This window comes from uncultured Escherichia sp., from assembly GCF_948475835.1.
GTDB lineage: Bacteria > Pseudomonadota > Gammaproteobacteria > Enterobacterales > Enterobacteriaceae > ECMA0423.
The window spans coordinates 22,889-49,606 of the sequence record NZ_CAOLGM010000016.1 but is presented as its reverse complement, the minus strand read 5'-3'; the positions used below and the strand labels follow the sequence as shown (position 1 = coordinate 49,606).

Below are 26,718 nucleotides of genomic sequence, written 5' to 3'. Positions count from 1 at the left end.
AATCACCTATCTTTGCTCGCGGTTTCATCAAGGATAGGCTGACTGAAACGGTTAAGCGGACAAGGATGCGGGGAGGGGGGATGGACATTTTTATTTCGAAAAAGATGCGCAATTTCATTTTATTAGCGCAAACCAATAATATTGCCCGGGCGGCAGAAAAAATCCATATGACGGCTTCGCCATTTGGTAAAAGCATTGCCGCGCTGGAAGAACAAATTGGCTATACGCTATTTACCCGCAAAGATAATAATATCAGCCTCAATAAAGCCGGTCAGGAACTGTATCAAAAACTGTTCCCGGTTTATCAACGACTTTCTGCGATTGATAATGAAATCCATAACTCAGGGCGTCGTTCACGAGAAATTGTGATTGGCATAGATAATACTTATCCGACAATTATTTTCGATCAGTTGATTAGTCTCGGAGATAAGTATGAAGGCGTGACCGCCCAGCCAGTTGAGTTCAGCGAAAACGGCGTTATCGATAATCTTTTTGACCGTCAGTTAGATTTTATTATCTCCCCACAGCATGTATCTGCACGAGTTCAGGAACTGGAAAACCTGACTATCAGTGAATTACCACCGCTGCGATTGGGCTTTCTCGTTTCTCGCCGTTATGAAGAGCGTCAAGAGCAAGAGCTGCTTCAGGAGCTGCCCTGGCTACAAATGCGCTTTCAAAACCGGGCTAACTTCGAAGCAATGATTGATGCGAATATGCGACCTTGTGGGATCAATCCAACCATTATTTATCGTCCCTACAGTTTTATGGCCAAAATCAGCGCCGTGGAGCGCGGACATTTTCTGACGGTGATCCCGCATTTTGCCTGGCGACTGGTGAATCCGGCAACGCTGAAATATTTTGATGCGCCGCACAGGCCGATGTATATGCAGGAATATCTTTATTCAATCAGAAATCATCGTTATACCGCCACGATGCTTCAGCATATTGCTGAAGATCGTGACGGGACGAGTCATTAACCCAGCATCGAGCCGGTTGCAATTAAATTACGGTGTAAGTCGAAGACGTGGCTAAGATCGTGGTGAATATGTCCGCCAGGCGCATTTTCCAGATAGCGATGCAGATAATCCCGATACATAGGATGTGCACAATTATCAATGATAGTGCGGGCGCGTTGAAGCGGGGAAAGACCGCGCAGATCGGCGATCCCTTGTTCGGTGATGATCACTTTGACGCTGTGTTCGCTGTGATCAACATGGCTGCACATTGGCACGACGGTTGAGATCTTGCCTTCTTTAGCAATCGACGGGGCCATAAATATCGACAGATACGCGTTGCGTTCAAAATCACCGCTGCCGCCGATGCCGTTCATCAGATCGACCCCGGCTACGTGCGTAGAGTTGGCATGCCCGTAAATATCAAACTCCAGGCCGACGTTCAGAGCGATGACGCCCAGACGACGGATGATTTCCGGGTTATTGGAAATCTCCTGCGGACGCAACACAATGCGGCTGGCAAAGTAATCCATATTGTCGTAAATCTTGCGCAGGGAATCGGCCGAGATTGTCAGGCTGGAGGCGCTGGCCCCGCTGATTTTGCCGGTTTCCAGTAAATGCACCACCGATTCCTGTAGCACTTCCGAATACATCATAAACGGAGGAATTTCCGGGTTTTCCCCCAGACGCGCCATTACCGCATTATTGATATTGCCCACGCCACTTTGCAGCGGCAGAAATTCCGGCGGAATACGCCCATGCGCCATTTCCTGCAATAAGAACGTGACCACGTTATCGGCAATCTGCTGGCACATGGGATTTTGCTTATCCAGCATATTACCGGCGTCGGGCAAGTTGGTTTCCACGACGGCGACAATCTTTTTCGGATCGATTTGCACATAGCGGGTACCGACGCGATCCATTGCATGGAAGATCGACACGCTATTGCGCCGCGGTGGCGCGCCAGGAATCACAATATCTGCCAGTTCTGCAACGCGCGGATCGTGATAGTGATTAAGTTCAATGATCACTTTCTTCGCTCGCAGCAGCCAGGTCGGCGCATTACCGATCCCGCTGGTTAACCAGACTCGACCATCCGGTGCCAGTGCCGATGCTTCAATGACGGCAACATCAATGTCGCCGAAGAAACCGTAATTGACCATTTGCGCCACTTCGCTCAAATGCAGGTCAACGAAACTCACCGCGCCCTGATTGATCTTTTTACGTAAACCGGACGATGTTTGATATGGCGCACGCCAGGAAACAGCATCGGCGTCAGAAAGTACATCGTCAGCGGCGGCGCTGATTGACGCCCCCGTCAGCAGGCGAATTTGATACGGCTTTTTGGCCTCATGCTGTTCGTTAGCTCTGCGGGCAATCGCGGTGGGTAGGGCTTTCGGCGAACCCGCTGGGGTAAAGCCGCTAAATACCACCATGTCGTTATGCTGGATAATTTCTGCCGCTTCATCGGCGGTCATCCTTGTCCACTGAGTTTCCATTTTTACTCCTTCGTTCGCAGGGATTAATGACCAACGAAATTAGGTTTACGTTTTTCGAGGAAAGCGTTCATCCCTTCCTGGTAATCTTCGCTGTCATAAACCGCGCGGCGCATCCCCTGAATACGTTCAAATTCATCGGAGTTCATGGTGTGTGCTTCGCCCAGTACACGCAGCTCTTCTTTGATAACGGCAATGGCTAACGGCGCTTTCTCAGAGATGTGGTGCGCCATTTGTAAGGTGAAATCTTCCAGTTCTTCCACTTCCACAACATGGTTGAGGATGCCGACAGCCAGCGCGCGCTGGGCGGTGATTGGCGAAGCGGTAAAAATCAGCTCTTTGACAATGTGGAAGCCCGCGTCGCGGGTCAGGTTGTGAATGCCGACCAGGTTATACGGGACGCCGAGGTTTACAGGCGTCATTGAGAAGGTTGAGGTACTGGCGGCGATGATCAGATCGGAACTCATGATCATTTCAAATGCGCCACCCCAAACACTACCTTCCACCATCGAAATGATCGGTTTCGGGAATTTTTGGATCATGCGGGTGATTTGACGCAATGGATCATCATAGGAGAGCGGATCGCGACCGCCAGACGGCAGTTCGTGAATATCGTGACCTGCGGAGAAGACTTTGGATCCACTCGGCGCGCGCAAAATGATACAGCGAATTTCCGGCCGGTTGAGATCGCTTAACGCCTGCATAAGATCATCAATAAAGACTTTACTTAAGGCATTAAGTTTGCGGCCATAGTTAAACTCAATGACCGCCACTTTGTTGATAGTGACAACGTTAACATACTGATAAGACATAAAAATTCCTTTAATCAAAATATTGCGTCTGGATAAATTCACTGAGCTGCCGCAGGCCGGTGCGCGGTGAGAGCGTATTGTTTTTGACCGCTAAAAGCGTCTGGCGGTAATAGCGATCGAAATCTTCATTCGCGAACAGGTGATTCAGTACTTCTTCTTCGGTCTGCTTACGCAGCCATTCCACCGATTGTTGTTGCCGCACTTGTTGTAAACGACCACTGGCAGTTAGCGCGGTTTTGAAGTCGATGATGGCGTGCCAGATCTCATCGATTCCACGTTTTTCCAGTGCGCTACAAGTCAGAACCCGTGGCTGCCATTCGTCGTATTTACGTCGCAGAATATGCAGGGCACTCTCGTACATATGCCGGGCAATGGCGACATTGGTATGGTTATCGCCATCGTCTTTGTTGATAACGAGCAGATCAGCCACTTCCATCAGCCCTTTTTTAATGCCCTGCAGATCATCGCCGCCACCGGCAATTTGCAACGAGATAAAACAGTCCACCATGCGGGCGACTTCCGTTTCCGACTGCCCGACGCCAACCGTTTCGACAATCACTACGTCATAACCCGCCGCTTCGCATAACAGCATTAATTCCCGCGCTCGCTGACTGGCACCGCCCAGATGACCGGAGGATGGTACCGGGCGAATAAACGCCGCTTCGGCACGCGCCAGGTCATTCATGCGGGTTTTATCCCCGAGAATGCTACCGCCAGTGACCGGGCTGCTGGGATCGACCGCAATAACCGCGACCTTTAATCCCTCACGAATCAACAACATGCCAAAGGCTTCAAGAAAGGTACTTTTCCCCGCGCCGGGTGTGCCGGTAACGCCCAGTCGCAGGGCGTTACCGCAGTACGGCATAATGGCATCAAGCAGCTGCGTACTTAGTGCCTGATGACGCGGGGGACGGCTTTCCACCAGCGTCATGGCCTGGGCGAGTGTGGCACGCTCACCCTGACGTAAGCGGCGAATACTTTCTGCCAGCGTGGCTTCATTAATCATGATGCTGGCTTATCAGATTCAGTACGCCGCGCACGCTGTCGAGCATAGGTGTACCTGGACCATAAATCGCCGCCACGCCGCGCTCTTGCAGGAAGGCGTAATCCTGCGGTGGAATGACGCCACCGGCGACTACGCAGATATCTTCGCGTCCCCATTTTTTCAGCGCTTCGACCAGTTCCGGGATCAGCGTTTTATGACCGGCAGCCAGTGAGGATGCGCCCACTACGTGAACGTCGTTTTCTACGGCCAGGCGGGCGATCTCTTCAGGTGTAGAGAACATCGGGCTTAAATCTACGTCGAAACCGAGATCGGAATAGGCGCTGGCGATCACTTTCGCGCCGCGATCGTGTCCATCCTGGCCCATCTTAGCGATCAGAATGCGCGGGCGACGACCATTGTCGGCAAGGAACTGCTCCGTTTGCGCAACAATGGCATCGAACTCGGAGGCCGATTTCTCAGACTGATGATAGCTTTGCGCAATCACGCCGGTAACACACTGGCTTGGCACCAGATAACGGTCGAAAGCGACTTCCAGCGCATCGGAAATTTCACCCAGGGTGGCGCGAACGCGAGCGGCATTAACAGCGGCAGCCAGCAGGTTTTCGTTATGCTGTGCGGCGTGAGTCAGGGCGTTCAACGCGGCGGTTACGGCGGCATCATCACGGGTGGCGCGAATGCGTTCCAGCGAAGCAATTTGCTCGTTACGCACCATCACGTTGTCGATCTCAAGTACATCGGTTTCGTCTTCGTGATCCAGTTTGTACTTGTTGACACCAACGATGACACGCTTGCCCTGGTCGATCAGCGACTGTTCGCGCGCTGAGGCCTCTTCGATCATTCGTTTTGGCAGACCTGCTTCGATCGCTTTCGCCATGCCACCGGCTTCGTCGATCTGTTGGATAATAGCTCTGGCTTGTTTGACGATTTGATCGGTCAGCGACTCAATGTAATAGGATCCGGCCAGTGGATCGACGGTGCGGCAGAGTTCTGATTCTTCCTGGATGATGATCTGGGTGTTGCGGGCAATGCGTGCTGAGAAATCGGTAGGCAAACCAAGCGCTTCGTCAAAGGCGTTGGTATGCAGTGACTGAGTACCGCCCAGCGTCGCAGCCAGTGCTTCAATGGTGGTGCGGATAACGTTGTTATACGGATCCTGTTCAGTCAGGCTCCAGCCTGAGGTCTGGCAGTGGGTACGCAGCGCCAGTGATTTCGGGTCCTGTGCGCCAAATCCACTGACCGCTTCGCTCCATAAATAACGTGCCGCACGCAACATGGCGACGTTCATAAACAGATCCATGCCGATACCGAAGAAGAACGACAGGCGAGGAGCGAAGTCATCAATTTTCAGTCCGGCAGAGATTGCTGCTTTGATGTACTCAATCCCATCAGCGAGCGTAAATGCTACCTGCTGCACGCAGTTGGCACCCGCTTCACCCATGTGGTAACCGCTGATACTGATGGTATTAAATCGCGGCATGTTGCCGGAACACCAGGCGATGATGTCGGCGATAATGCGCATTGACGGTTTTGGCGGGTAAATATAGGTGTTGCGGCAGAGGTACTCTTTGAGAATATCGTTTTGAATGGTGCCGGTCAGTTTATCAGGTGTAACACCTTGCTCTTCTGCGGCGACGATATAAAACGCCAGTACTGGTAGCACTGCGCCATTCATGGTCATCGAAACCGACATTTTATCCAGCGGGATCTGGTCGAACAGGACTTTCATATCTTCCACGGTGTCGATAGCGACGCCCGCTTTGCCGACGTCACCCGCCACGCGTGGGTTATCGGAGTCGTAGCCACGGTGGGTGGCAAGGTCAAACGCAACGGAAAGACCTTTTTGCCCGGCGGCCAGGTTACGGCGATAAAAAGCGTTGGACTCTTTTGCTGTTGAAAAACCAGCATACTGACGGATGGTCCACGGTTGGGCGGTATACATAGTGGCACGCGGGCCACGAACGTAGGGCGGCAAACCAGGAAGGGTACCTGTCACCTCCAGATTATCGAGATCGGCTTCGGTATACAGCGGCTTGATGGCGATCCCTTCCGCGGTTTGCTGAACCAGCGAGTCGACAGTTTTCTCCCGACGGCTCAATTCCTTGTTGGCAAGCTGTTGCCACTCCTGCACGTTAGACATTATTTGCTCCGTAAAACGCAATCAAAATGAGGGTATTTGCGCCTACGGTGAGCTTTTTACGTGGGTTTGTCGCCAGCAAAAAAAATGCATTCAGACGTCGTTTTTTGCCGCCTGAGATTTGTCTATTTTGTGATGTGATTCAAGGAATACAAAAAGAAGTGAGGGAAATGCCTGATATGTGCTATCAGGCATTATTTGATGGATTAATCCTGACGAAGGACTTTGTGACCATAATCGAGTAACGCATCAGTGACTTTACGCATCATGCGGCTTTCAGGAGCAAAGCGGTGCCAGTAGAGCATCCGTCGTTGAAATAGCCCAGGCGTTAAGTCAATCAGTTCACCGCTGGCCAGCTCTTTCTCGATTTGCAGGTGCGGGATCATACAGCAGGTGGTGCCCTGGCGAGCAAGTTGTACGAACGCTTCTGAAGAATTAACGATATGGCAGGGTACGCTGCCTGGAGGCAGATCGAAGTTTTGCTGCAAAAAGGCCTGGTGCATATCGTCAAGATGGTCAAACGCGACCACTGGCGCTTTCAGTAATGCCGAACGCGTTACGCCGTTAGGGAAATATTTTTCGGCAAAGGGTTTTGAGCTGACGAACAGATAGTCGAGCGCACCGAGCTTATCGACAAGACAACTCGGCAGCGCCTGATGTTGAATACTCACCGCGCCGACCACTTCGCCGCGGCGCAGACGTTCCTGAGTGCGGGTTTCATCTTCTACCTGCAAGTTGAGGCGGATAGGCGAATCAGCCAACACAGGAGCCAGTGCCGGAAGCAACCACGTCGCCAGACTGTCGGCGTTGACCGCCAGTGAAAGCAGCAGCGGAGTCGAACCTGTTTGTTCATCGCCCAGCCACTCTTCTTCCAGCAACTCCACCTGGCGCAGCAGTGCCAGCAGTTTTTGCCCTTGTTCCGTCGGGCGCGGCGGTACGGTACGCACCAACAGCGGCTGCCCGAACATATTTTCCAGTTGCTTAATGCGCTGTGAGACGGCTGATTGTGTAATGCACAGCTTTTGTGCCGCGCGCTCAAATCCTCGTTCACGTATCACCGCATCCAGTGCCTGTAATGTTCTGTAGTCCGGGCGTTTCATTGCTGTTGTCTGCTCCTGGTAAATGCTTTTTCCTGCACTATGACACAATTTTGTGTCAGGTTGCATATACCGAAGCCGTCGGCGGGTAACATTTGTATTCGTGGTTAAACGCGCAGCTTAAAAGATCAGGGATGTGCGCTAATGCATTTCGCTCAGCGAGTTCGCGCCCTGGTTGTGTTGAATGGCGTGGCGTTATTGCCTCAATTTGCCTGTAAACAGGGGCTTGCGAACGGTGAACTGGTGCGCCTGTTTGCACCGTGGAGCGGCATACCCAGATTGTTGCATGCCTTATTTGCGGGGCGAAAGGGGATGCCTGCCATTGCGCGATATTTTATGGATGAGTTAACCACGCGGCTTGCCAACGGGGTCTGAATCGCTTTTTTTGTATATAATGCGTGTGAAATTTCATACCACAGGCGAAACGATCATGACGCAGGATGAATTGAAAAAAGCAGTAGGATGGGCGGCACTTCAGTATGTTCAGCCCGGCACCATTGTTGGTGTAGGTACAGGTTCCACCGCCGCACACTTTATTGACGCGCTCGGTACAATGAAAGGCCAGATTGAAGGGGCCGTTTCCAGTTCAGATGCTTCCACTGAAAAACTGAAAAGCCTCGGCATTCACGTTTTTGATCTCAACGAAGTCGACAGCCTTGGCATCTACGTTGATGGCGCAGATGAAATCAACGGCCACATGCAAATGATCAAAGGCGGCGGCGCGGCGCTGACCCGTGAAAAAATCATTGCTTCGGTTGCAGAAAAATTTATCTGTATTGCAGACGCTTCCAAGCAGGTTGATATTCTGGGTAAATTCCCGCTGCCAGTAGAAGTTATCCCGATGGCACGTAGTGCAGTGGCGCGCCAGCTGGTGAAACTGGGCGGTCGTCCGGAATACCGTCAGGGCGTGGTGACCGATAATGGCAACGTGATCCTCGACGTCCACGGCATGGAAATCCTTGACCCGATAGCGATGGAAAACGCCATAAATGCGATTCCTGGCGTGGTGACTGTTGGCTTGTTTGCTAACCGTGGCGCGGACGTTGCGCTGATTGGCACACCTGACGGTGTCAAAACCATTGTGAAATGATCTGACGGGGGAACCTCCCCCGTTAAAAAAATTCTCTTCATTAAATTTGGTGACATGTGTCACGTTTTTACCTGGCTATTGTCGATTGCTCTAAATAAATCTTCTAAACCAGCATATTCATCCAAGAATTACCTTTGCGTGATATTTCCTCAACATCGCGACGCAAACGTTCATATTGCCGCAATATTATTTTTTGATATGTTGAAAGGCGGACGCAAATCCGCACACAACATTTCAAAAGACAGGATTGGGTAAATGGCAAAGGTATCGCTGGAGAAAGACAAGATTAAGTTTCTGCTGGTAGAAGGCGTGCACCAAAAGGCGCTGGAAAGCCTTCGTGCAGCTGGTTACACCAACATCGAATTTCACAAAGGCGCGCTGGATGATGAACAATTAAAAGAATCCATCCGCGATGCCCACTTCATCGGCCTGCGATCCCGTACCCATCTGACTGAAGACGTGATCAACGCCGCAGAAAAACTGGTCGCTATTGGCTGTTTCTGTATCGGAACAAACCAGGTTGATATGGATGCGGCGGCAAAGCGCGGGATCCCGGTATTTAACGCACCGTTCTCAAATACGCGCTCTGTTGCGGAGCTGGTGATTGGCGAACTGCTGCTGCTATTGCGCGGCGTGCCGGAAGCCAATGCTAAAGCGCACCGTGGCGTGTGGAACAAACTGGCGGCGGGTTCTTTTGAAGCGCGCGGCAAAAAGCTGGGTATCATCGGCTACGGTCATATTGGTACGCAATTGGGCATTCTGGCTGAATCGCTGGGAATGTATGTTTACTTTTATGATATTGAAAATAAACTGCCGCTGGGCAACGCCACTCAGGTACAGCATCTTTCTGACCTGCTGAATATGAGCGATGTGGTGAGTCTGCATGTACCAGAGAATCCGTCCACCAAAAATATGATGGGCGCGAAAGAAATTTCACTAATGAAGCCCGGCTCGCTGCTGATTAATGCTTCGCGCGGTACTGTGGTGGATATTCCGGCGCTGTGTGATGCGCTGGCGAGCAAACATCTGGCGGGGGCGGCAATCGACGTATTCCCGACGGAACCGGCGACCAATAGCGATCCATTTACCTCTCCGCTGTGTGAATTCGACAACGTCCTTCTGACGCCACACATTGGCGGTTCGACTCAGGAAGCGCAGGAGAATATCGGCCTGGAAGTTGCGGGTAAATTGATCAAGTATTCTGACAATGGCTCAACGCTCTCTGCGGTGAACTTCCCGGAAGTCTCGCTGCCACTGCATGGTGGTCGTCGTCTGATGCACATCCACGAAAACCGTCCGGGCGTGCTAACTGCGCTGAACAAAATCTTCGCCGAGCAGGGCGTCAACATCGCCGCGCAATATCTACAAACTTCCGCCCAGATGGGTTATGTAGTTATTGATATTGAAGCTGACGAAGACGTTGCCGAAAAAGCGCTGCAGGCAATGAAAGCTATTCCGGGTACCATTCGCGCCCGTCTGCTGTACTAATTCCCCTTCTCTGAAAATTAACGGGCAGGTCACTGACTTGCCCGTTTTTTTATCCCTTCTCCACACCGTTGCCGCGTTGCGCATTCTACTTTGCGAGTCTGCTCCAGAAAATAAATCAAAGTCAGATCAATGCGTTGTGTTTATTTAATGGGGATTTACGATGGCGGGACAGCATGGGGCTGTAACGGTAAAGCCCTCACCGAAGCGAGGGCTTGAAGGAGAAGGGTTATGATGCGACTTGCCATCATACTGATTGTACTGTTACTGATAAGTTTCGGAGCTTATTAACAGTCAGTCACAGGGGAGGAGCAATCCTCCCTTACCCTTACTCACTAAATTAGGTTAAAGAATCAACGATGTCAATCAGGGCGATGCAGGTGTATCGCCCTTACCACTCCCAGACTTTCGACGGTGTAACCACCGCAGGAAGAGGGATATCCCACTCTTCAACGGGGAGTTTTTCCACCAACTGACAATCATGCGCATAACCCACCGGTTGCGTTTTATAGTGCTGCCAGTTTTGTAAGGTCCGATCATAAAAACCACCGCCCATTCCCAGGCGCTGACCGTACTCATCAAAGGCGACCAGCGGTGTGATCAGCACGTCTAATCGGGAAAGGGGTAGCACGTCACGCACATCCAGTTTTGGCTCATGGATCTTCAACCTGTTCATCACCAGTTCGCTTTGCGGATGGTAATTCAGGAACAGCAAATTACCGGCACTAAAGGGATGCAAAACTGGAAGATATACGCGCTTACCGGCGCGCCAGAGTTGTTCTATTAGCGGCTGGGTGTCGAGTTCACCATCAAAAGAGAGGAATACAGCGACCGTATGCGCCATCACCACCGGGGGATAAGTCATCATCCGGGTAGCGGCTTGTTGACCCATTTCCTGCTGTTGTTCCGGCGTTAACGCACGACGACGTTGCCGAATCATTTTGCGGATTTCTTGTCGGGATAATGTCAGTGGGAGTTCTGGTAGTTGCGTCATGGCTGGTGCCAGATAAGAAGGGAATCTCCGAGATGCCGCCGCAGGCTGTAACCCTTGAACCCTTGGTTCAAGGTGAATGTGTCGTCGCAGTTTTAAGGCTTCTCGGACGGACCGAGCATGCTCACCAACCGCGGAGCGCCACATTCTTGTGGTATGAAATATCGGCTCAGGGGACTGGCCCGCTTGCGAACATCTCAGAGAAATTTTGTCTTCACGGTTACTCTACCACAGTAAACCGAAAAGTGTCATTCAAAGTTTTGGTTAGTTTTTTCGGTGATGCGACCTTGTTCAAGTAACGCTTGTTCTATGGTCTGCTGCAGCATCCGAATACGCTGTTCCATACTTGCCGCGTAGTCACGAGTCTTCGCTTTTTCTTGCGCTAACTCATAGCTGATATTCAATGCGGCAATGAAGACCAACTGTTCAGTATTTGTGACTCTAGTGCGTTCTTTCAGATCTTGCAACCGTTGGTTCAGATCGTCCGCTGCCTGATTCAACGCATCCCTTTGGTCAGGCGGGCAGTTCACACGCAGTGAACGGCCAAAAATTTGGATATCGACGGGTTGTGCAGACATGCCACCTTCCTGCTGATTGACTGCGCTGCCTTCGTCTTTAGACCCATGGTCTGCGAAGGGGCGACACTATAGCTACCCTGATGAGAAGAGACAAGCCCTTTTCTGGTCCACCAGGGCCCAAAGTGGTAGCATATCATGAATATTCCTCCCTTTGACGACGAATGCTTATGTCTATACAGAACGAAATGCCTGGTTACAACGAAATGAACCAGTATCTGAACCAACAAGGGACGGGTCTGACCCCTGCTGAGATGCATGGTTTAATCAGTGGGATGATATGTGGCGGTAACGATGACAGCTCATGGCTACCGCTACTTCACGACCTGACGAACGAAGGCATGGCTTTCGGTCATGAGCTGGCACAGGCACTGCGTAAAATGCACTCTGCCACCAGCGATGCCCTGCAGGATGACGGCTTCCTTTTTCAGCTTTATCTGCCTGATGGCGATGATGTCAGCGTTTTCGATCGGGCTGATGCATTGGCAGGTTGGGTCAATCACTTCCTGCTTGGTCTTGGCGTTACGCAACCGAAGCTGGATAAAGTGACCGGCGAAACCGGTGAAGCTATCGACGATCTGCGTAACATTGCGCAACTGGGTTACGACGAAGACGAAGATCAGGAAGAGCTTGAAATGTCGCTTGAAGAGATCATCGAATACGTTCGTGTTGCCGCGCTGTTATGCCACGACACCTTTACTCATCCGCAACCGACCGCGCCAGAAGTACAAAAACCGACTCTACACTAAAAACAAAAAACGTAAGGAGAGTGTTATGAGTGAGATATCCCGGCAAGAGTTTCAGCGTCGCCGTCAGGCCCTGGTGGAGCAAATGCAACCCGGCAGCGCCGCGCTGATTTTTGCTGCACCAGAAGTAACACGTAGCGCCGACAGCGAATACCCCTATCGTCAGAACAGTGACTTCTGGTACTTCACCGGCTTTAACGAACCGGAAGCGGTGCTGGTGCTGATTAAAAGCGATGACACTCATAACCACAGCGTTCTGTTTAACCGCGTTCGCGACCTGACGGCGGAGATCTGGTTTGGCCGTCGCTTAGGCCAGGATGCCGCGCCAGAGAAACTGGGCGTTGATCGTGCACTGGCATTCAGCGAAATCAATCAGCAACTTTATCAACTGCTTAATGGTCTGGATGTGGTTTATCACGCTCAGGGCGAATATACCTATGCTGATGAAATCGTGAACAGCGCGCTGGAAAAGCTGCGTAAAGGCTCGCGACAGAATCTCACCGCCCCGGCAACGATGATCGACTGGCGTCCCATTGTTCATGAAATGCGCCTGTTCAAATCCCCAGAAGAGATTGCCGTACTTCGCCGCGCGGGTGAAATTACCGCCCTGGCGCATACCCGGGCGATGGAAAAATGTCGTCCGGGAATGTTCGAGTACCATCTGGAAGGCGAAATTCACCACGAATTTAACCGCCACGGTGCGCGTTATCCGTCCTACAACACCATTGTCGGCAGTGGTGAAAACGGCTGCATTCTGCACTACACCGAAAACGAGTGTGAAATGCGCGACGGCGACCTGGTGTTGATTGACGCGGGCTGTGAATACAAAGGTTACGCGGGCGATATTACCCGCACCTTCCCGGTCAACGGCAAATTCACCCAGGCCCAGCGTGAAATCTACGGCATTGTGCTGGAGTCACTTGAAACCAGCCTGCGCCTGTATCGTCCGGGAACCTCCATTCTGGAAGTTACCGGTGAAGTGGTGCGCATAATGATTAGCGGCCTGGTAAAACTCGGGATCCTCAAGGGTGAAGTCGATGAACTGATAACCCAAAACGCCCATCGTCCTTTCTTTATGCATGGTCTTAGCCACTGGTTAGGACTGGATGTCCATGACGTTGGCGTTTATGGTCAGGATCGCTCGCGCATTCTGGAACCGGGGATGGTACTGACCGTAGAGCCTGGTCTGTATATCGCGCCGGATGCGGATGTGCCAGAACAATATCGCGGTATCGGCATTCGTATTGAAGACGACATTGTGATTACCGAAACCGGCAACGAAAACCTCACCGCCAGCGTGGTGAAAAAGCCGGAAGAAATCGAAGCGTTGATGGCTGCTGCGAGAAAGCAATGAGCGTAATCATCGTCGGTGGCGGCATGGCGGGCGCGACGCTGGCACTGGCTATTTCCCGGTTAAGTCACGGGGCGCTGCCGGTACATTTGATTGAAGCGACTGCGCCAGAGTCACATGCTCATCCGGGCTTTGATGGACGAGCGATAGCGCTGGCGGCGGGTACCTGTCAGCAACTGGCGCGCATCGGCGTTTGGCAATCTCTGGCGGATTGCGCAACTGCCATCACCACCGTGCATGTCAGCGATCGTGGTCACGCCGGATTCGTCACCCTCGCCGCAGAAGATTACCAACTGGCGGCGCTGGGACAGGTTGTCGAATTGCACAATGTCGGGCAACGGCTGTTTGCATTGCTGCGTAAAGCACCTGGCGTAACGCTGCATTGCCCTGATCGCGTGGCTAACGTTGCCCGTACTCAGAGTCACGTTGAAGTGACGCTGGAGAGTGGCGAGACGCTGACGGGCCGCGTGCTGGTAGCCGCTGATGGCACCCATTCAGCGTTAGCCACCGCGTGCGGCGTTGACTGGCAGCAGGAGCCTTACGAACAACTGGCAGTGATTGCCAACGTTGCTACTTCTGTTGCGCACGAAGGCCGCGCTTTTGAACGCTTCACGCAACATGGCCCGCTGGCGATGTTGCCGATGTCTGACGGACGCTGTTCGCTGGTCTGGTGTCATCCACTGGAACGGCGCGAAGAGCTGCTGTCGTGGAGTGACGAGAAGTTTTGCCGTGAACTCCAGTCGGCCTTTGGCTGGCGACTTGGAGAAATTACCCACGCCGGTAAACGCAGTGCTTATCCGCTGGCGTTAACCCGCGCCGCCAGAGCTATTACCCATCGTACCGTGCTGGTGGGCAATGCGGCGCAAACTCTGCACCCGATTGCCGGGCAAGGGTTTAACCTCGGTATGCGAGATGTCATGAGCCTTGCGGAAACCCTGACTCAGGCGCAGGAGTGCGGAGAAGACATCGGTGATTACGGCGTCTTGTGCCGTTATCAGCAGCGTCGACAGAGCGATCGCGAAGCAACCATTGGCGTCACGGACAGCCTTGTACATCTTTTTGCCAACCGCTGGACGCCGCTGGTTGTCGGGCGCAACATCGGGCTGATGACGATGGAATTATTCACCCCGGCACGCGATGTGCTGGCGCAGCGCACCCTCGGTTGGGTGGCGCGTTGAAGGCGGTTTTAAGGAATAAACAATGCAAAGTGTTGATGTAGCCATTGTTGGCGGCGGCATGGTGGGGCTGGCGGTTGCCTGCGGCTTACAGGGGAGCGGCTTACGCGTTGCCGTACTGGAGCAGCGCGTACCGGAACCTCTGGCGGTGGATGCACCACCACAACTGCGCGTTTCGGCTATCAATGCCGCCAGCGAAAAATTACTCACCCGTCTTGGCGTCTGGCAAGACATTCTCTCTCGTAGGGCCAGTTGCTATCACGGTATGGAAGTGTGGGACAAAGACAGTTTTGGTCACATTTCGTTTGACGATCAAAGCATGGGCTATAGCCATCTTGGGCATATCGTTGAAAACTCAGTGATTCACTACGCGCTGTGGAACAAAGCGCAGCAGTCGTCAGATATCACTCTGTTGGCCCCCGCAGAATTACAGCAGGTCGCCTGGGGAGAAAATGAAACCTTCCTGACGCTGAAAGATGGCAGTATGTTAACGGCGCGTCTGGTGATTGGCGCGGATGGCGCTAATTCCTGGTTGCGCAACAAAGCCGATATTCCGCTGACTTTCTGGGATTATCAGCATCACGCGCTGGTGGCGACCATTCGCACGGAAGAACCGCATGATGCGGTGGCGCGGCAGGTTTTCCATGGCGAAGGCATTCTGGCCTTTTTACCGCTTAGCGATCCGCATCTTTGCTCGATTGTCTGGTCACTGTCGCCAGAGGAAGCGCAGCGGATGCAGCAGGCAAGTGAAGACGAATTTAATCGCGCGTTAAATATCGCTTTTGATAATCGCCTGGGCTTATGCAAGGTTGAGAGCGAGCGTCAGGTGTTCCCGCTGACGGGGCGTTATGCCCGCCAATTTGCCGCACACCGTCTGGCGCTGGTGGGCGATGCCGCGCATACCATTCACCCGCTGGCGGGGCAGGGCGTTAATCTCGGCTTTATGGATGCTGCAGAGCTGATTGCTGAACTGAAACGGTTGCATCGTCAGGGTAAAGACATCGGGCAGTACATTTATCTGCGCCGGTATGAGCGTAGCCGCAAGCACAGTGCGGCGCTGATGCTGGCTGGTATGCAGGGATTCCGCGATCTGTTTTCCGGTACCAATCCGGCGAAAAAACTGCTGCGTGATATTGGTTTGAAACTGGCCGACACGCTTCCTGGCGTTAAACCACAACTTATCCGCCAGGCAATGGGATTAAACGATTTGCCTGAATGGCTGCGTTAAAAATTTCTCTTCTGCTGTTTATTTGATACCCATCACACTTTCATCTCCCGGTTTTTTCGCCGGGAGATTTTCCTCATTTGAAATAAACTAATTTCACCTCCGTTTTCGCATTATATTTTCTAATGTCATTATTTTTTGATTTAGTGTTTTTTGACATTTTTTTAGCTCTTAATATTGCCTTATTCAAATTAGCTTTCTAATGGCATCATCTTTATATAGAAACTGGTGTGTTTTTTGGTTTTTTATTCTGTCGCGATTTTGGCGTTTTTTAACCATAAGCTAATGTGATGATCAATTTTACCTTATGGTTAACAGTCTGTTTCGGTGGTAAGTTCAGGCAAAAGAGAACGATTGCGTTGGGGACCGGGAGTGGCTCCGATGCTGGGTTTCGTGGTGATAATTTCACCATGAAAAGTTGTCAGCCCCGCTTATTCAATGAGGACAAGATGGCACAACAGACTCCTTTGTACGAACAACACACGCTTTGCGGCGCTCGCATGGTGGATTTCCACGGCTGGATGATGCCGCTGCATTACGGTTCGCAAATCGACGAACATCATGCGGTACGTACCGATGCCGGAATGTTTGATGTGTCACATATGACCATCGTCGATCTTCGCGGCAGCCGCACCCGGGAGTTTCTGCGTTATCTGCTGGCGAACGATGTGGCGAAGCTCACCAAAAGCGGCAAAGCCCTTTACTCGGGGATGTTGAATGCCTCTGGCGGTGTGATAGATGACCTCATCGTCTACTACTTTACTGAAGATTTCTTCCGCCTCGTTGTTAACTCCGCCACCCGCGAAAAAGACCTCTCCTGGATTACCCAACACGCTGAACCTTTCGGCATCGAAATTACCGTTCGTGATGACCTTTCCATGATTGCCGTGCAAGGGCCGAATGCGCAGGCAAAAGCTGCCACACTGTTTAATGACGCCCAGCGTCAGGCGGTGGAAGGGATGAAACCGTTCTTTGGCGTGCAGGCGGGCGATCTGTTTATTGCCACCACTGGTTATACCGGTGAAGCGGGCTATGAAATTGCGCTGCCCAATGAAAAAGCGGCCGATTTCTGGCGTGCGCTGGTGGAAGCGGGTGTTAAGCCATGTGGCTTGGGCGCGCGTGACACGCTGCGTCTGGAAGCGGGCATGAATCTTTATGGTCAGGAGATGGACGAAACTATTTCTCCTTTAGCCGCCAACATGGGCTGGACTATCGCCTGGGAACCGGCAGATCGTGACTTTATCGGTCGTGAAGCCCTGGAAGTGCAGCGTGAGCATGGTACAGAAAAACTGGTTGGTCTGGTGATGACCGAAAAAGGCGTGCTGCGTAATGAACTGCCGGTACGCTTTACCGATGCGCAGGGCAACCAGCATGAAGGCATTATCACCAGCGGTACTTTCTCCCCGACGCTGGGTTACAGCATTGCGCTGGCGCGCGTGCCGGAAGGTATTGGCGAAACGGCGATTGTGCAAATTCGCAACCGTGAAATGCCGGTTAAAGTGACAAAACCTGTTTTTGTGCGTAACGGCAAAGCCGTCGCGTGATTTACTTTTTTGGAGATTGATTGATGAGCAACGTACCAGCAGAACTGAAATACAGCAAAGAACACGAATGGCTGCGTAAAGAAGCCGACGGCACTTACACCGTTGGTATTACCGAACATGCTCAGGAGCTGTTAGGCGATATGGTGTTTGTTGACCTGCCGGAAGTGGGCGCAACGGTTAGCGCGGGCGATGACTGCGCGGTTGCCGAATCAGTAAAAGCGGCGTCAGACATTTATGCGCCAGTAAGCGGTGAAATCGTGGCGGTAAACGACGCACTGAGCGATTCCCCGGAACTGGTGAACAGCGAACCGTATGCAGGTGGCTGGATCTTTAAAATCAAAGCCAGCGATGAAAGCGAACTGGAATCACTGCTGGATGCGAGCGCATACGAAGCATTGTTAGAAGACGAGTAACGGCTTTATTCCTCTTCTGCGGGAGAGGATCAGGGTGAGGAAAATTTATGCCTCACCCTCACTCTCTTCGTAAGGAGAGAGGTTCACAATTCACTGCACGTTTCAGGAACCATCGCTCATGACACAGACGTTAAGCCAGCTTGAAAACAGCGGCGCTTTTATTGAACGCCATATCGGACCGGACGCCGCGCAACAGCAAGAAATGCTGAATGCCGTTGGTGCACAATCGTTAAACGCGCTGACCGGCCAGATTGTGCCGAAAGATATTCAGCTTGCGACCCCGCCGCAGGTTGGCGCACCGGCGACCGAATACGCCGCACTGGCAGAACTCAAGGCTATTGCCAGTCGCAATAAACGCTTCACGTCTTACATCGGCATGGGTTACACCGCCGTGCAGCTACCGCCGGTTATCCTGCGTAACATGCTGGAAAATCCGGGCTGGTATACCGCGTACACTCCGTATCAACCTGAAGTCTCCCAGGGCCGCCTTGAAGCACTGCTCAACTTCCAGCAGGTAACGCTGGATTTGACTGGACTGGATATGGCCTCTGCTTCTCTTCTGGACGAGGCCACCGCTGCCGCCGAAGCAATGGCGATGGCGAAACGCGTCAGCAAACTGAAAAATGCCAACCGCTTCTTCGTGGCTTCCGATGTGCATCCGCAAACGCTGGATGTGGTCCGTACTCGTGCCGAAACCTTTGGTTTTGAAGTGATTGTCGATGACGCGCAAAAAGTGCTCGACCATCAGGACGTCTTCGGCGTGCTGTTACAGCAGGTAGGCACTACCGGTGAAATTCACGACTACACTGCGCTTATTAGCGAACTGAAATCACGCAAAATTGTGGTCAGCGTTGCCGCCGATATTATGGCGCTGGTGCTGTTAACTGCGCCGGGTAAACAGGGCGCGGATATTGTTTTTGGTTCGGCGCAACGCTTCGGCGTGCCGATGGGCTACGGTGGCCCACACGCGGCATTCTTTGCGGCGAAAGATGAATACAAACGCTCAATGCCGGGCCGTATTATCGGTGTATCGAAAGATGCAGCTGGCAATACCGCGCTGCGCATGGCGATGCAGACTCGCGAGCAACATATCCGCCGTGAGAAAGCGAACTCCAACATTTGTACTTCCCAGGTACTGCTGGCAAACATCGCCAGCCTGTATGCCGTTTATCACGGCCCGGTTGGCCTGAAACGTATCGCTAACCGCATTCACCGTTTGACCGATATCCTGGCGGCAGGCCTGCAACAAAAAGGTCTGAAGCTGCGCCATGCGCACTATTTCGACACTCTGTGTGTGGAAGTGGCCGACAAGGCGGGCGTACTGGCGCGTGCCGAAGCGGCTGAAATCAACCTGCGTAGCGATATCCTGAACGCGGTTGGGATCACCCTTGATGAAACCACCACGCGTGAAAACGTAATGCAGCTTTTCAGCGTGCTGCTGGGCGATAACCACGGGCTGGAGATCGACACGCTGGACAAAGACGTGGCTCACGACAGCCGCTCTATCCAGCCTGCGATGCTGCGCGACGACGAAATCCTCACCCATCCGGTGTTTAATCGCTACCACAGCGAAACCGAAATGATGCGCTATATGCACTCGCTGGAGCGTAAAGATCTGGCGCTGAATCAGGCGATGATCCCGCTGGGTTCCTGCACCATGAAACTGAACGCCGCCGCCGAGATGATCCCAATCACCTGGCCGGAATTTGCCGAACTGCACCCGTTTTGTCCGCCGGAACAGGCTGAAGGTTATCAGCAGATGATTGCGCAGCTGGCTGACTGGCTGGTGAAACTGACCGGTTACGACGCCGTTTGTATGCAGCCGAACTCCGGCGCACAGGGCGAATACGCGGGCCTGCTGGCGATTCGTCATTATCATGAAAGCCGCAACGAAGGGCATCGCGATATCTGCCTGATCCCGGCTTCTGCGCACGGAACTAACCCCGCTTCTGCACATATGGCAGGAATGCAGGTGGTGGTTGTGGCGTGTGATAAAAACGGCAACATCGATCTGACTGATCTGCGCGCGAAAGCGGAACAGGCGGGCGATAACCTCTCCTGTATCATGGTGACTTATCCTTCTACCCACGGCGTGTATGAAGAAACGATCCGTGAAGTGTGTGAAGTCGTGCATCAGTTCGGCGGTCAGGTTTACCTTGATGGCGCGAACATGAACGCCCAGGTTGGCATCACCTCGCCGGGCTTTATTGGCGCGGACGTTTCGCACCTCAACCTGCATAAAACTTTCTGCATTCCGCACGGCGGTGGTGGTCCGGGTATGGGACCGATCGGTGTGAAAGCGCATCTGGCACCGTTTGTACCGGGTCATAGCGTGGTGCAAATCGAAGGCATGTTAACCCGTCAGGGCGCAGTTTCTGCGGCACCGTTCGGTAGCGCCTCTATCCTGCCAATCAGCTGGATGTACATCCGCATGATGGGCACAGAAGGGCTGAAAAAAGCAAGCCAGGTGGCAATCCTCAACGCCAACTATATTGCCAGCCGCCTGCAGGATGCCTTCCCGGTGCTGTATACCGGTCGCGACGGTCGCGTGGCGCACGAATGTATTCTCGATATTCGCCCGCTGAAAGAAGAAACCGGCATCAGCGAGCTGGATATTGCCAAGCGCCTGATCGACTACGGTTTCCACGCGCCGACCATGTCGTTCCCGGTGGCGGGTACGCTGATGGTTGAACCGACTGAATCTGAAAGCAAAGTGGAACTGGATCGCTTTATCGACGCGATGCTGGCTATCCGCGCAGAAATCGACCAGGTTAAAGCCGGTGTCTGGCCGCTGGAAGATAACCCGCTGGTGAACGCGCCGCACATTCAGAACGAACTGGTCGCCGAGTGGGCGCATCCGTACAGCCGTGAAGTTGCAGTATTCCCGGCAGGTGTGGCAGACAAATACTGGCCGACGGTGAAACGTCTGGATGATGTTTACGGCGACCGTAACCTGTTCTGCTCCTGCGTACCGATTAGCGAATACCAGTAATTCACTGATTCGACTATCTTCTAAAGGCGCTTCGGCGCCTTTTTAGTCAGATGACAAAGTACAAAAGCGCTCAGACAGTCCCCTCACCCCTTTGGGGAGAGGGTTAGGGTGAGGGGAACAGGCCGGCACTGGCGCGAATATTTACCCTCACCCCGGCCCTCTCCCTGAAAGGGCGAGGGGAAAAGCGTGCCAACATTGAAGATTGAGCCAGTTTGTTAGCAATCTCAAAGATACGTCAACGAATTAATTTTTCTCGGAAAAACAAATGGCTATAGCACTTGTGACCGGTGGCAGTCGCGGCATCGGGCGGGCAACTGCATTACTGTTGGCGCAAGAAGGGTATACGGTGGCGGTTAATTATCAGCAAAACCTCCACGCGGCGCAGGAAGTGATGAACTTAATAACGCAAGCCGGTGGCAAAGCATTCGTGCTCCAGGCGGATATCAGCGACGAAAACCAGGTCGTTGCGATGTTTACAGCAATCGATCAGCACGATGAACCGCTAGCAGCGCTGGTCAATAACGCCGGGATCTTGTTTACCCAGTGCACCGTTGAAAACCTTACCGCAGAGCGAATCAACCGAGTACTTTCCACCAACGTGACGGGATATTTTCTCTGCTGCCGCGAGGCGGTAAAACGCATGGCGCTTAAAAATGGTGGCAGTGGCGGCGCTATCGTCAATGTCTCTTCGGTGGCCTCACGGTTGGGTTCGCCAGGGGAATATGTTGATTACGCGGCATCGAAAGGGGCGATTGATACGTTAACCACCGGACTATCGCTGGAAGTCGCCGCGCAGGGGATCCGCGTTAACTGCGTGCGGCCAGGGTTTATTTATACCGAAATGCACGCCAGCGGCGGCGAGCCTGGACGCGTCGATCGCGTTAAGTCGAACATCCCCATGCAGCGTGGTGGACAGGCAGAAGAGGTCGCGCAGGCCATTGTCTGGCTACTAAGTGATAAAGCCTCTTACGTCACGGGAAGTTTTATCGATTTGGCGGGCGGGAAATAAAACAGGGAAGTTGTCTGACCGGATGCAACAAGTATTGCATCCGGTACTTCATCGACTTAAAGCTTCTCGCCGTTGCTGGCAATCACCTCTTGGTACCAGTTAAAGCTCTTCTTACGTGAACGCGACATATCGCCAGCACCGTCGTCATGTTTATTCACATAGATAAAGCCGTAGCGTTTGCTGTACTGCCCGGTGGTGAACGATACGCAGTCGATGCAGCCCCACGGTGTGTAGCCCATCAGATCCACGCCATCGTAAGTCACCGCTTTTTTCATCTCTTCGATATGGGCGCGCAGGTAGTCAATGCGGTAGTCGTCGTTGATGCTGCCATCTTCTTCCACTTTGTCGTAAGCGCCAAAACCGTTTTCGACAATAAACAGCGGCCTCTGATAACGCTCATACAGTTCGCAAAGGGCATAGCGCAGACCTACTGGATCAATCTGCCAGCCCCAGTCAGACGCTTTAACATACGGGTTCGGTACGCTGCCTTCGAAACCAGAGATCGCATCGCCGGTGCCGCCTTCGGCCTTCACTGCGTTGGTCATGTAATAGCTGAAACCAAGATAATCGCAGGTGCCTTCACGCAGTACATCGAGATCGCCGTCTTCCATTTTGATGTTAAATCCGCGACGCTCCCACTCGTTCAACACATAGGACGGGTAATAGCCGCGTAGCTGCACATCGGTAAAGACGTAGCGTTCGCGCATCGACTCCTGAGCGAACATCACATCGTCCGGGTTACAGCAGTAGGGATAGAGCGGCACCATCGCCAGCATACAGCCGACTTTCATCTCCGGGTTAATGCGACGCGCAGCTTTCACCGCCAGGGCGCTGGCGACAAACTGGTGATGCAGCACCTGGTACATCGTCTCTTCCGGGTTGTCATGCTCGGTATAAACCACGCCGGAGCAGCAGTAACCGAACAGCGGTGCACGCCAGTTACGCTGGTTGTTAATTTCGTTGAAGGTCATCCAGTATTTGACTTTATGCTTATAGCGTTCAAACACCACTTCCGCGAAACGGACAAAGAAATCAACCACTTTACGGTTGGTCCAGCTACCGTATTGCTGCACCAGATGCAGCGGCATTTCAAAGTGGGAGAGGGTGATCACCGGTTCGATGTTGTATTTCAGCAGTTCATCGAACATATCATCGTAGAACTTCAGCCCTTCTTCGTTTGGCTGAGCTTCATCACCTTTTGGAAAAATACGCGTCCAGGCGATGGAAGTCCGAAAACATTTGAAGCCCATTTCGGCAAATAGCTTGATGTCTTCCTTGTAGTGACCATAAAAATCAACGGCTTCATGGTTTGGATAGTATTTGCCTGGCAAGACTTCTTTGGTGATTTCGCGCGGCACGCCGTGTGCGCCACCGGTCAGTACGTCACAAATACTCGGCCCTTTGCCGCCTTTGTTCCAGCCGCCTTCGACCTGATGAGCGGCAACGGCGCCACCCCATAAGAAATCTTTCGGTAAGGTGAGTTTTTTCACTATCATAGGCTCCAGATGAATCAATTCTTACAGGAAATAGTACCATGCAGCCAAACGACATCACTTTTTTTCAACGTTTCCAGGATGACATTCTGGCTGGACGTAAAACCATCACCATCCGCGACGAATCTGAATCGCACTTTAAAACGGGCGATGTGCTGCGCGTTGGGCGCTTTGAAGATGATGGCTATTTTTGCACCATCGAAGTCACCGCAACCTCAACCATAACGCTGGAGACGCTGACGGAAAAACATGCAGAGCAGGAAAATATGACCCTGCCTGAACTGAAAAAGGTCATTGCCGACATCTATCCCGGCCAGACACAGTTTTATGTGATTGAATTTAAATGCCTTTAAATTGAACTCACGCCTGTTAGTTGAAATTTCGCATTTAATTTCATGATTTTTCGGAGATTAGTCCAAAATCAGAATTTATTTTAGCTAACAGGTGTTCACTGGAACTATTCTCAGTTACGCTGGAGAGGTATACATGTGCGTGTACGTTTCTCCGGAGTAAGTTATGGTTCAGAAGCCCCTCATTAAGCAGGGATATTCGCTGGCAGAGGAAATTGCCAACAGCGTCAGTCACGGCATTGGGTTGGTGTTTGGTATCGTTGGGCTGGTGTTGCTACTGGTTCAGGCGGTGGATCTCAATGCCAGCGCCACAGCGATAACCAGTTACAGCCTCTATGGCGGCAGTATGATCCTGCTGTTCCTCGCTTCGACGCTCTATCACGCCATACCCCATCAACGGGCAAAAATGTGGCTGAAGAAATTTGACCATTGCGCCATTTACCTGTTGATTGCCGGAACCTATACACCGTTTTTGCTGGTGGGGTTAGATTCTCCGTTAGCGCGCGGATTGATGATTGTTATCTGGAGCCTGGCATTGCTGGGGATTCTGTTCAAACTGACCATCGCGCACCGATTTAAAATTTTATCTCTGGTGACTTATCTGGCGATGGGCTGGTTGTCGCTGGTGGTAATTTATGAAATGGCAGTTAAGCTCGCGGCAGGCAGCGTTACCTTACTGGCGGTAGGCGGCGTGGTTTATTCGCTCGGGGTGATTTTCTATGTCTGCAAACGCATTCCGTACAATCATGCCATCTGGCACGGCTTTGTACTCGGCGGTAGTGTGTGCCACTTTCTGGCGATCTATTTGTATATTGGGCAGGCGTAATTGCTGTGCCTTTGTCTGCATGAAAAGACACATCAGTGTCGCTTCAGGCAATAGATGCCCGAAGCGATATAGAAATTTACTCTTCGAGCGAATACGGCAGCGGCTCGATATGCAGTGTATTTGCATCGTCGCGCACGCGGAAGATGCTGTCCGGTTCCATATCGTTATTCATCACCACCTGCACCACGACCTGACCATCTTCCAGTTTGACCGCACCCAGCACCGTACCGGTACGACGCCAGTTTTCGCCCATTTTCAGCTCTAAGTCTTCACCTGCTTCTGGCAGTCGGCTGGCGCTACCTGCCAGTAACCAGAGCGCACGTTTGTTGGCACCGCGGAATTTGGCCCGCGCCACCATCTCTTGCCCGGTATAGCAGCCTTTCTTAAAACTGATGCCGCCCAGCGCCTGGAGGTTGGTCGCCTGCGGAATAAACTGCCCGCTGTTGGCGGCGTCAATCACCGGGAAACCCGCTTCAATGTTTAATGCCAGCCACTGTTGGCTATTGTTCAGTTCTGCTTCACCGCGCAGTTTATCGGTCAGCGTATTGGCGGTAGCTTCATCGGTTACGATCAGAAAACGTTCTGCCGGATGTTCAAACCATAGCAGAGTAGTCGCACCTTCTCTGACGACCTGTTTTTCTTTCGAAGGCAGTTCACTAAAGAGATTGGCCAGTGCGGCGCGCGCCTGAAAACCGGCAACACCAAGCAGCACACGCTCGTCGTCTGGCGCGATGGTCACTTTAGAGAATACCGCATATTTTTTCAGTTCAGTCAGCTGCGGTTCACGCACGCTGCGCCGTTCAATCCACGCAAAGCCATCGCCGTCGCGGAACAGACGTAAATTGCTCCACATTTTGCCTTTGGCGTCGCAATGGGCGGCGAGCAGGTGCTGATCTTCTGCCATCTGGCTGACATCTGCTGTCACCTGACCCTGCATATATTTTTCGCTGTCCGCGCCAGTAATGGTGGCAAGCGCCCAGTCATCAAGCGTCATCAGCGTCAGCGGTAAACGGGCAGAAGCCGTAGGCTGACGGGGAGGAAAAGGTGTAAAAGCCATAATAGAGTCCTGAGTTGCTTAACGGCGTATTAATGACTAATGGTAAAAGAGCTATGAGGCAATGCAAGTGCTTTCACTACGCGATCTGTGCCTTCTGCGAGGCGACTTCCAAAAAAATGAAGCCATTGAATTGTTGTGAATTAATTTCGCGATCGCGATGGTGTTTACTGATATTCCCGTAAAAGAAGGCGAAAAACACGTTACAATAGCCGGGTACTGGATTTTCGTGAGACAGGAAGAAGATGGACATTAACAACAAAGCCCGCATTCATTGGGCATGCCGCCGTGGTATGCGCGAACTCGATATTTCAATCATGCCGTTTTTCGAACATGAGTACGACAGCTTAAGCGATGACGAAAAACGCATCTTTATTCGTCTGCTGGAATGTGACGATCCGGACCTGTTTAACTGGCTGATGAATCACGGTAAACCGGCCGATGCAGAACTGGAAATGATGGTCCGACTCATCCAGACACGGAACCGGGAACGTGGTCCTGTGGCAATCTGATTTGCGCGTCTCCTGGCGCGCACAGTGGCTTTCCTTGCTGATTCATGGGCTGGTTGCCGCTGTTATTTTACTCATGCCCTGGCCACTCAGTTACACCCCGTTATGGATGGTGTTACTTTCGCTGGTGGTGTTTGATTGCGTTCGCAGCCAGCGGCGTATTAATGCTCGCCAGGGGGAAATTCGCTTGTTGATGGACGGGCGTTTGCGTTGGCAAGGGCAGGAGTGGTGCATCGTCAAAGCACCGTGGATGATTAAGAGCGGCATGATGCTGCGTTTACGTTCTGATGGCGGTAAACGGCAACATTTATGGCTGGCAGCCGACAGCATGGACGAAGCCGAATGGCGGGATTTACGGCGGATTTTGTTGCAACAAGAGACGCAAAGATAAA

The 26,718-nt window shown here is 52.4% G+C and carries 27 protein-coding genes and 1 other RNA gene; 17 read left to right on the top strand and 11 right to left on the bottom strand.

Translation table 11 applies throughout. From position 1 onward, the window contains the following. Positions 1-80 precede the first annotated feature (80 nt). The gene (locus tag QZF50_RS05510) at positions 81-977 is read left to right on the top strand and encodes a LysR family transcriptional regulator (RefSeq protein WP_000350807.1); all 897 of its coding nucleotides are present in this window, start codon (positions 81-83) and stop codon (positions 975-977) included. Here QZF50_RS05510 and scpC read toward each other — a convergent pair. The 5 genes from scpC to argP all read right to left on the bottom strand — a co-directional run bounded on the left by scpC (position 974) and on the right by argP (position 7,501). After that, the gene (scpC, locus tag QZF50_RS05505; RefSeq protein WP_001472155.1) at positions 974-2,452 is read right to left on the bottom strand and encodes a propionyl-CoA:succinate CoA transferase; all 1,479 of its coding nucleotides are present in this window, start codon (positions 2,450-2,452) and stop codon (positions 974-976) included. The two genes, QZF50_RS05510 and scpC, sit on opposite strands and share 4 nt — an antisense overlap. 23 nt (positions 2,453-2,475) lie before the next feature. After that, a complete protein-coding gene (gene scpB, locus QZF50_RS05500; RefSeq protein ID WP_000122080.1) occupies positions 2,476-3,261 on the bottom strand; it encodes a methylmalonyl-CoA decarboxylase in 786 nt (261 codons plus the stop codon). 10 nt (positions 3,262-3,271) lie between these two features. Further along, the gene (meaB, locus tag QZF50_RS05495; RefSeq protein ID WP_001661787.1) at positions 3,272-4,267 is read right to left on the bottom strand and encodes a methylmalonyl Co-A mutase-associated GTPase MeaB; all 996 of its coding nucleotides are present in this window, start codon (positions 4,265-4,267) and stop codon (positions 3,272-3,274) included. Continuing rightward, positions 4,260-6,404: a methylmalonyl-CoA mutase gene (scpA, locus tag QZF50_RS05490; protein WP_000073249.1), complete on the bottom strand. Its 2,145-nt coding sequence runs from the start codon at positions 6,402-6,404 to the stop codon at positions 4,260-4,262. Before scpA ends, meaB begins: the two co-directional genes overlap by 8 nt. 203 nt (positions 6,405-6,607) lie before the next feature. Continuing rightward, a complete protein-coding gene (gene argP, locus QZF50_RS05485; RefSeq protein WP_000828351.1) occupies positions 6,608-7,501 on the bottom strand; it encodes a DNA-binding transcriptional regulator ArgP in 894 nt (297 codons plus the stop codon). 141 nt (positions 7,502-7,642) lie between these two features. Here argP and QZF50_RS05480 point away from each other — a divergent pair, with 141 nt between their 5' ends. From QZF50_RS05480 to QZF50_RS05465, 4 genes are all read left to right on the top strand, one after another. After that, the gene (locus QZF50_RS05480) at positions 7,643-7,873 is read left to right on the top strand and encodes a hypothetical protein (RefSeq protein ID WP_001307386.1); all 231 of its coding nucleotides are present in this window, start codon (positions 7,643-7,645) and stop codon (positions 7,871-7,873) included. Positions 7,874-7,928: 55 nt separating this feature from the next. After that, on the top strand, positions 7,929-8,588 hold the full coding sequence (gene rpiA / locus QZF50_RS05475) for a ribose-5-phosphate isomerase RpiA (protein WP_000189743.1): 660 nt from the start codon (positions 7,929-7,931) through the stop codon (positions 8,586-8,588). Positions 8,589-8,843: 255 nt separating this feature from the next. After that, positions 8,844-10,076, top strand: a complete 1,233-nt coding sequence (serA, locus tag QZF50_RS05470) for a phosphoglycerate dehydrogenase (RefSeq protein ID WP_061892530.1) — start codon at positions 8,844-8,846, stop codon at positions 10,074-10,076. A gap of 228 nt (positions 10,077-10,304) precedes the next feature. After that, positions 10,305-10,364, top strand: a complete 60-nt coding sequence (locus QZF50_RS05465) for a type I toxin-antitoxin system Ibs family toxin (RefSeq protein WP_106121087.1) — start codon at positions 10,305-10,307, stop codon at positions 10,362-10,364. A gap of 100 nt (positions 10,365-10,464) precedes the next feature. On the opposite strand, the gene QZF50_RS05460 is transcribed toward QZF50_RS05465, so the two are convergent. From QZF50_RS05460 to zapA, 3 genes are all read right to left on the bottom strand, one after another. Further along, positions 10,465-11,067, bottom strand: a complete 603-nt coding sequence (locus tag QZF50_RS05460) for a 5-formyltetrahydrofolate cyclo-ligase (protein WP_000192748.1) — start codon at positions 11,065-11,067, stop codon at positions 10,465-10,467. Positions 11,068-11,087: 20 nt separating this feature from the next. Further along, a non-coding RNA gene (gene ssrS / locus QZF50_RS05455) (6S RNA) lies at positions 11,088-11,271 on the bottom strand. 41 nt (positions 11,272-11,312) lie between these two features. Further along, positions 11,313-11,642 (bottom strand): cell division protein ZapA, encoded by a 330-nt coding sequence (gene zapA / locus QZF50_RS05450; protein WP_001276008.1) that lies wholly within the window; start codon positions 11,640-11,642, stop codon positions 11,313-11,315. Between the two features lie 167 nt (positions 11,643-11,809). On the opposite strand from zapA, the gene ygfB reads away from it, so the two are divergent. The 4 genes from ygfB to ubiI are packed head-to-tail and all read left to right on the top strand — an operon-like array spanning position 11,810 to position 16,139. Next, complete coding sequence (gene ygfB, locus QZF50_RS05445; RefSeq protein WP_001295378.1) at positions 11,810-12,388, top strand: UPF0149 family protein YgfB; 579 nt, start codon at positions 11,810-11,812, stop codon at positions 12,386-12,388. Positions 12,389-12,413: 25 nt separating this feature from the next. Beyond that, positions 12,414-13,739: a Xaa-Pro aminopeptidase gene (gene pepP, locus QZF50_RS05440; RefSeq protein ID WP_001472152.1), complete on the top strand. Its 1,326-nt coding sequence runs from the start codon at positions 12,414-12,416 to the stop codon at positions 13,737-13,739. After that, positions 13,736-14,914: a 2-octaprenyl-6-methoxyphenyl hydroxylase gene (ubiH, locus tag QZF50_RS05435; protein WP_001472151.1), complete on the top strand. Its 1,179-nt coding sequence runs from the start codon at positions 13,736-13,738 to the stop codon at positions 14,912-14,914. The genes pepP and ubiH overlap by 4 nt, the downstream gene beginning before the upstream one ends. Positions 14,915-14,936: 22 nt before the next feature. Further along, positions 14,937-16,139: an FAD-dependent 2-octaprenylphenol hydroxylase gene (gene ubiI, locus QZF50_RS05430; protein WP_001472150.1), complete on the top strand. Its 1,203-nt coding sequence runs from the start codon at positions 14,937-14,939 to the stop codon at positions 16,137-16,139. Positions 16,140-16,212: 73 nt separating this feature from the next. On the opposite strand, the gene QZF50_RS05425 is transcribed toward ubiI, so the two are convergent. Next, positions 16,213-16,296 carry a hypothetical protein gene (locus tag QZF50_RS05425; protein ID WP_122056850.1) on the bottom strand — a complete coding sequence of 28 codons (84 nt, stop codon included), beginning with the start codon at positions 16,294-16,296 and terminating at the stop codon, positions 16,213-16,215. A 289-nt stretch (positions 16,297-16,585) separates the two neighbouring features. Between QZF50_RS05425 and gcvT the strand changes: the two genes are divergently transcribed. The 4 genes from gcvT to QZF50_RS05405 all read left to right on the top strand — a co-directional run bounded on the left by gcvT (position 16,586) and on the right by QZF50_RS05405 (position 22,094). Then, positions 16,586-17,680: a glycine cleavage system aminomethyltransferase GcvT gene (gene gcvT, locus QZF50_RS05420; RefSeq protein ID WP_000068701.1), complete on the top strand. Its 1,095-nt coding sequence runs from the start codon at positions 16,586-16,588 to the stop codon at positions 17,678-17,680. 23 nt (positions 17,681-17,703) lie between these two features. After that, positions 17,704-18,093 (top strand): glycine cleavage system protein GcvH, encoded by a 390-nt coding sequence (gcvH, locus tag QZF50_RS05415; RefSeq protein WP_255401721.1) that lies wholly within the window; start codon positions 17,704-17,706, stop codon positions 18,091-18,093. A gap of 118 nt (positions 18,094-18,211) precedes the next feature. Beyond that, complete coding sequence (gcvP, locus tag QZF50_RS05410) at positions 18,212-21,085, top strand: aminomethyl-transferring glycine dehydrogenase (RefSeq protein WP_000195055.1); 2,874 nt, start codon at positions 18,212-18,214, stop codon at positions 21,083-21,085. A 265-nt stretch (positions 21,086-21,350) separates the two neighbouring features. Beyond that, positions 21,351-22,094: an SDR family oxidoreductase gene (locus QZF50_RS05405; protein WP_000951964.1), complete on the top strand. Its 744-nt coding sequence runs from the start codon at positions 21,351-21,353 to the stop codon at positions 22,092-22,094. Positions 22,095-22,150: 56 nt separating this feature from the next. Here the strand turns inward: QZF50_RS05405 and bglA are convergent, their stop codons facing one another. Further along, entirely contained in the window at positions 22,151-23,584 is a 1,434-nt protein-coding gene (gene bglA / locus QZF50_RS05400; protein ID WP_001307385.1) for a 6-phospho-beta-glucosidase BglA, read from the bottom strand. Between the two features lie 44 nt (positions 23,585-23,628). On the opposite strand from bglA, the gene yqfB reads away from it, so the two are divergent. Both yqfB and QZF50_RS05390 read left to right on the top strand, forming a co-directional pair. Beyond that, positions 23,629-23,940: a N(4)-acetylcytidine aminohydrolase gene (gene yqfB, locus QZF50_RS05395; protein WP_001182944.1), complete on the top strand. Its 312-nt coding sequence runs from the start codon at positions 23,629-23,631 to the stop codon at positions 23,938-23,940. A gap of 163 nt (positions 23,941-24,103) precedes the next feature. Further along, complete coding sequence (locus tag QZF50_RS05390; protein WP_000250274.1) at positions 24,104-24,763, top strand: hemolysin III family protein; 660 nt, start codon at positions 24,104-24,106, stop codon at positions 24,761-24,763. 76 nt (positions 24,764-24,839) lie between these two features. Here QZF50_RS05390 and ygfZ read toward each other — a convergent pair whose 3' ends face one another. Beyond that, positions 24,840-25,820 (bottom strand): tRNA-modifying protein YgfZ, encoded by a 981-nt coding sequence (gene ygfZ, locus QZF50_RS05385; RefSeq protein ID WP_001472148.1) that lies wholly within the window; start codon positions 25,818-25,820, stop codon positions 24,840-24,842. Positions 25,821-26,062: 242 nt separating this feature from the next. Here ygfZ and sdhE point away from each other — a divergent pair, with 242 nt between their 5' ends. Both sdhE and QZF50_RS05375 read left to right on the top strand, forming a co-directional pair. Continuing rightward, the gene (sdhE, locus tag QZF50_RS05380; RefSeq protein ID WP_000354046.1) at positions 26,063-26,329 is read left to right on the top strand and encodes an FAD assembly factor SdhE; all 267 of its coding nucleotides are present in this window, start codon (positions 26,063-26,065) and stop codon (positions 26,327-26,329) included. Then, positions 26,310-26,717 (top strand): protein YgfX, encoded by a 408-nt coding sequence (locus QZF50_RS05375; RefSeq protein WP_000244772.1) that lies wholly within the window; start codon positions 26,310-26,312, stop codon positions 26,715-26,717. Before sdhE ends, QZF50_RS05375 begins: the two co-directional genes overlap by 20 nt. The last annotated feature ends 1 nt before the right edge of the window (position 26,718 follow it).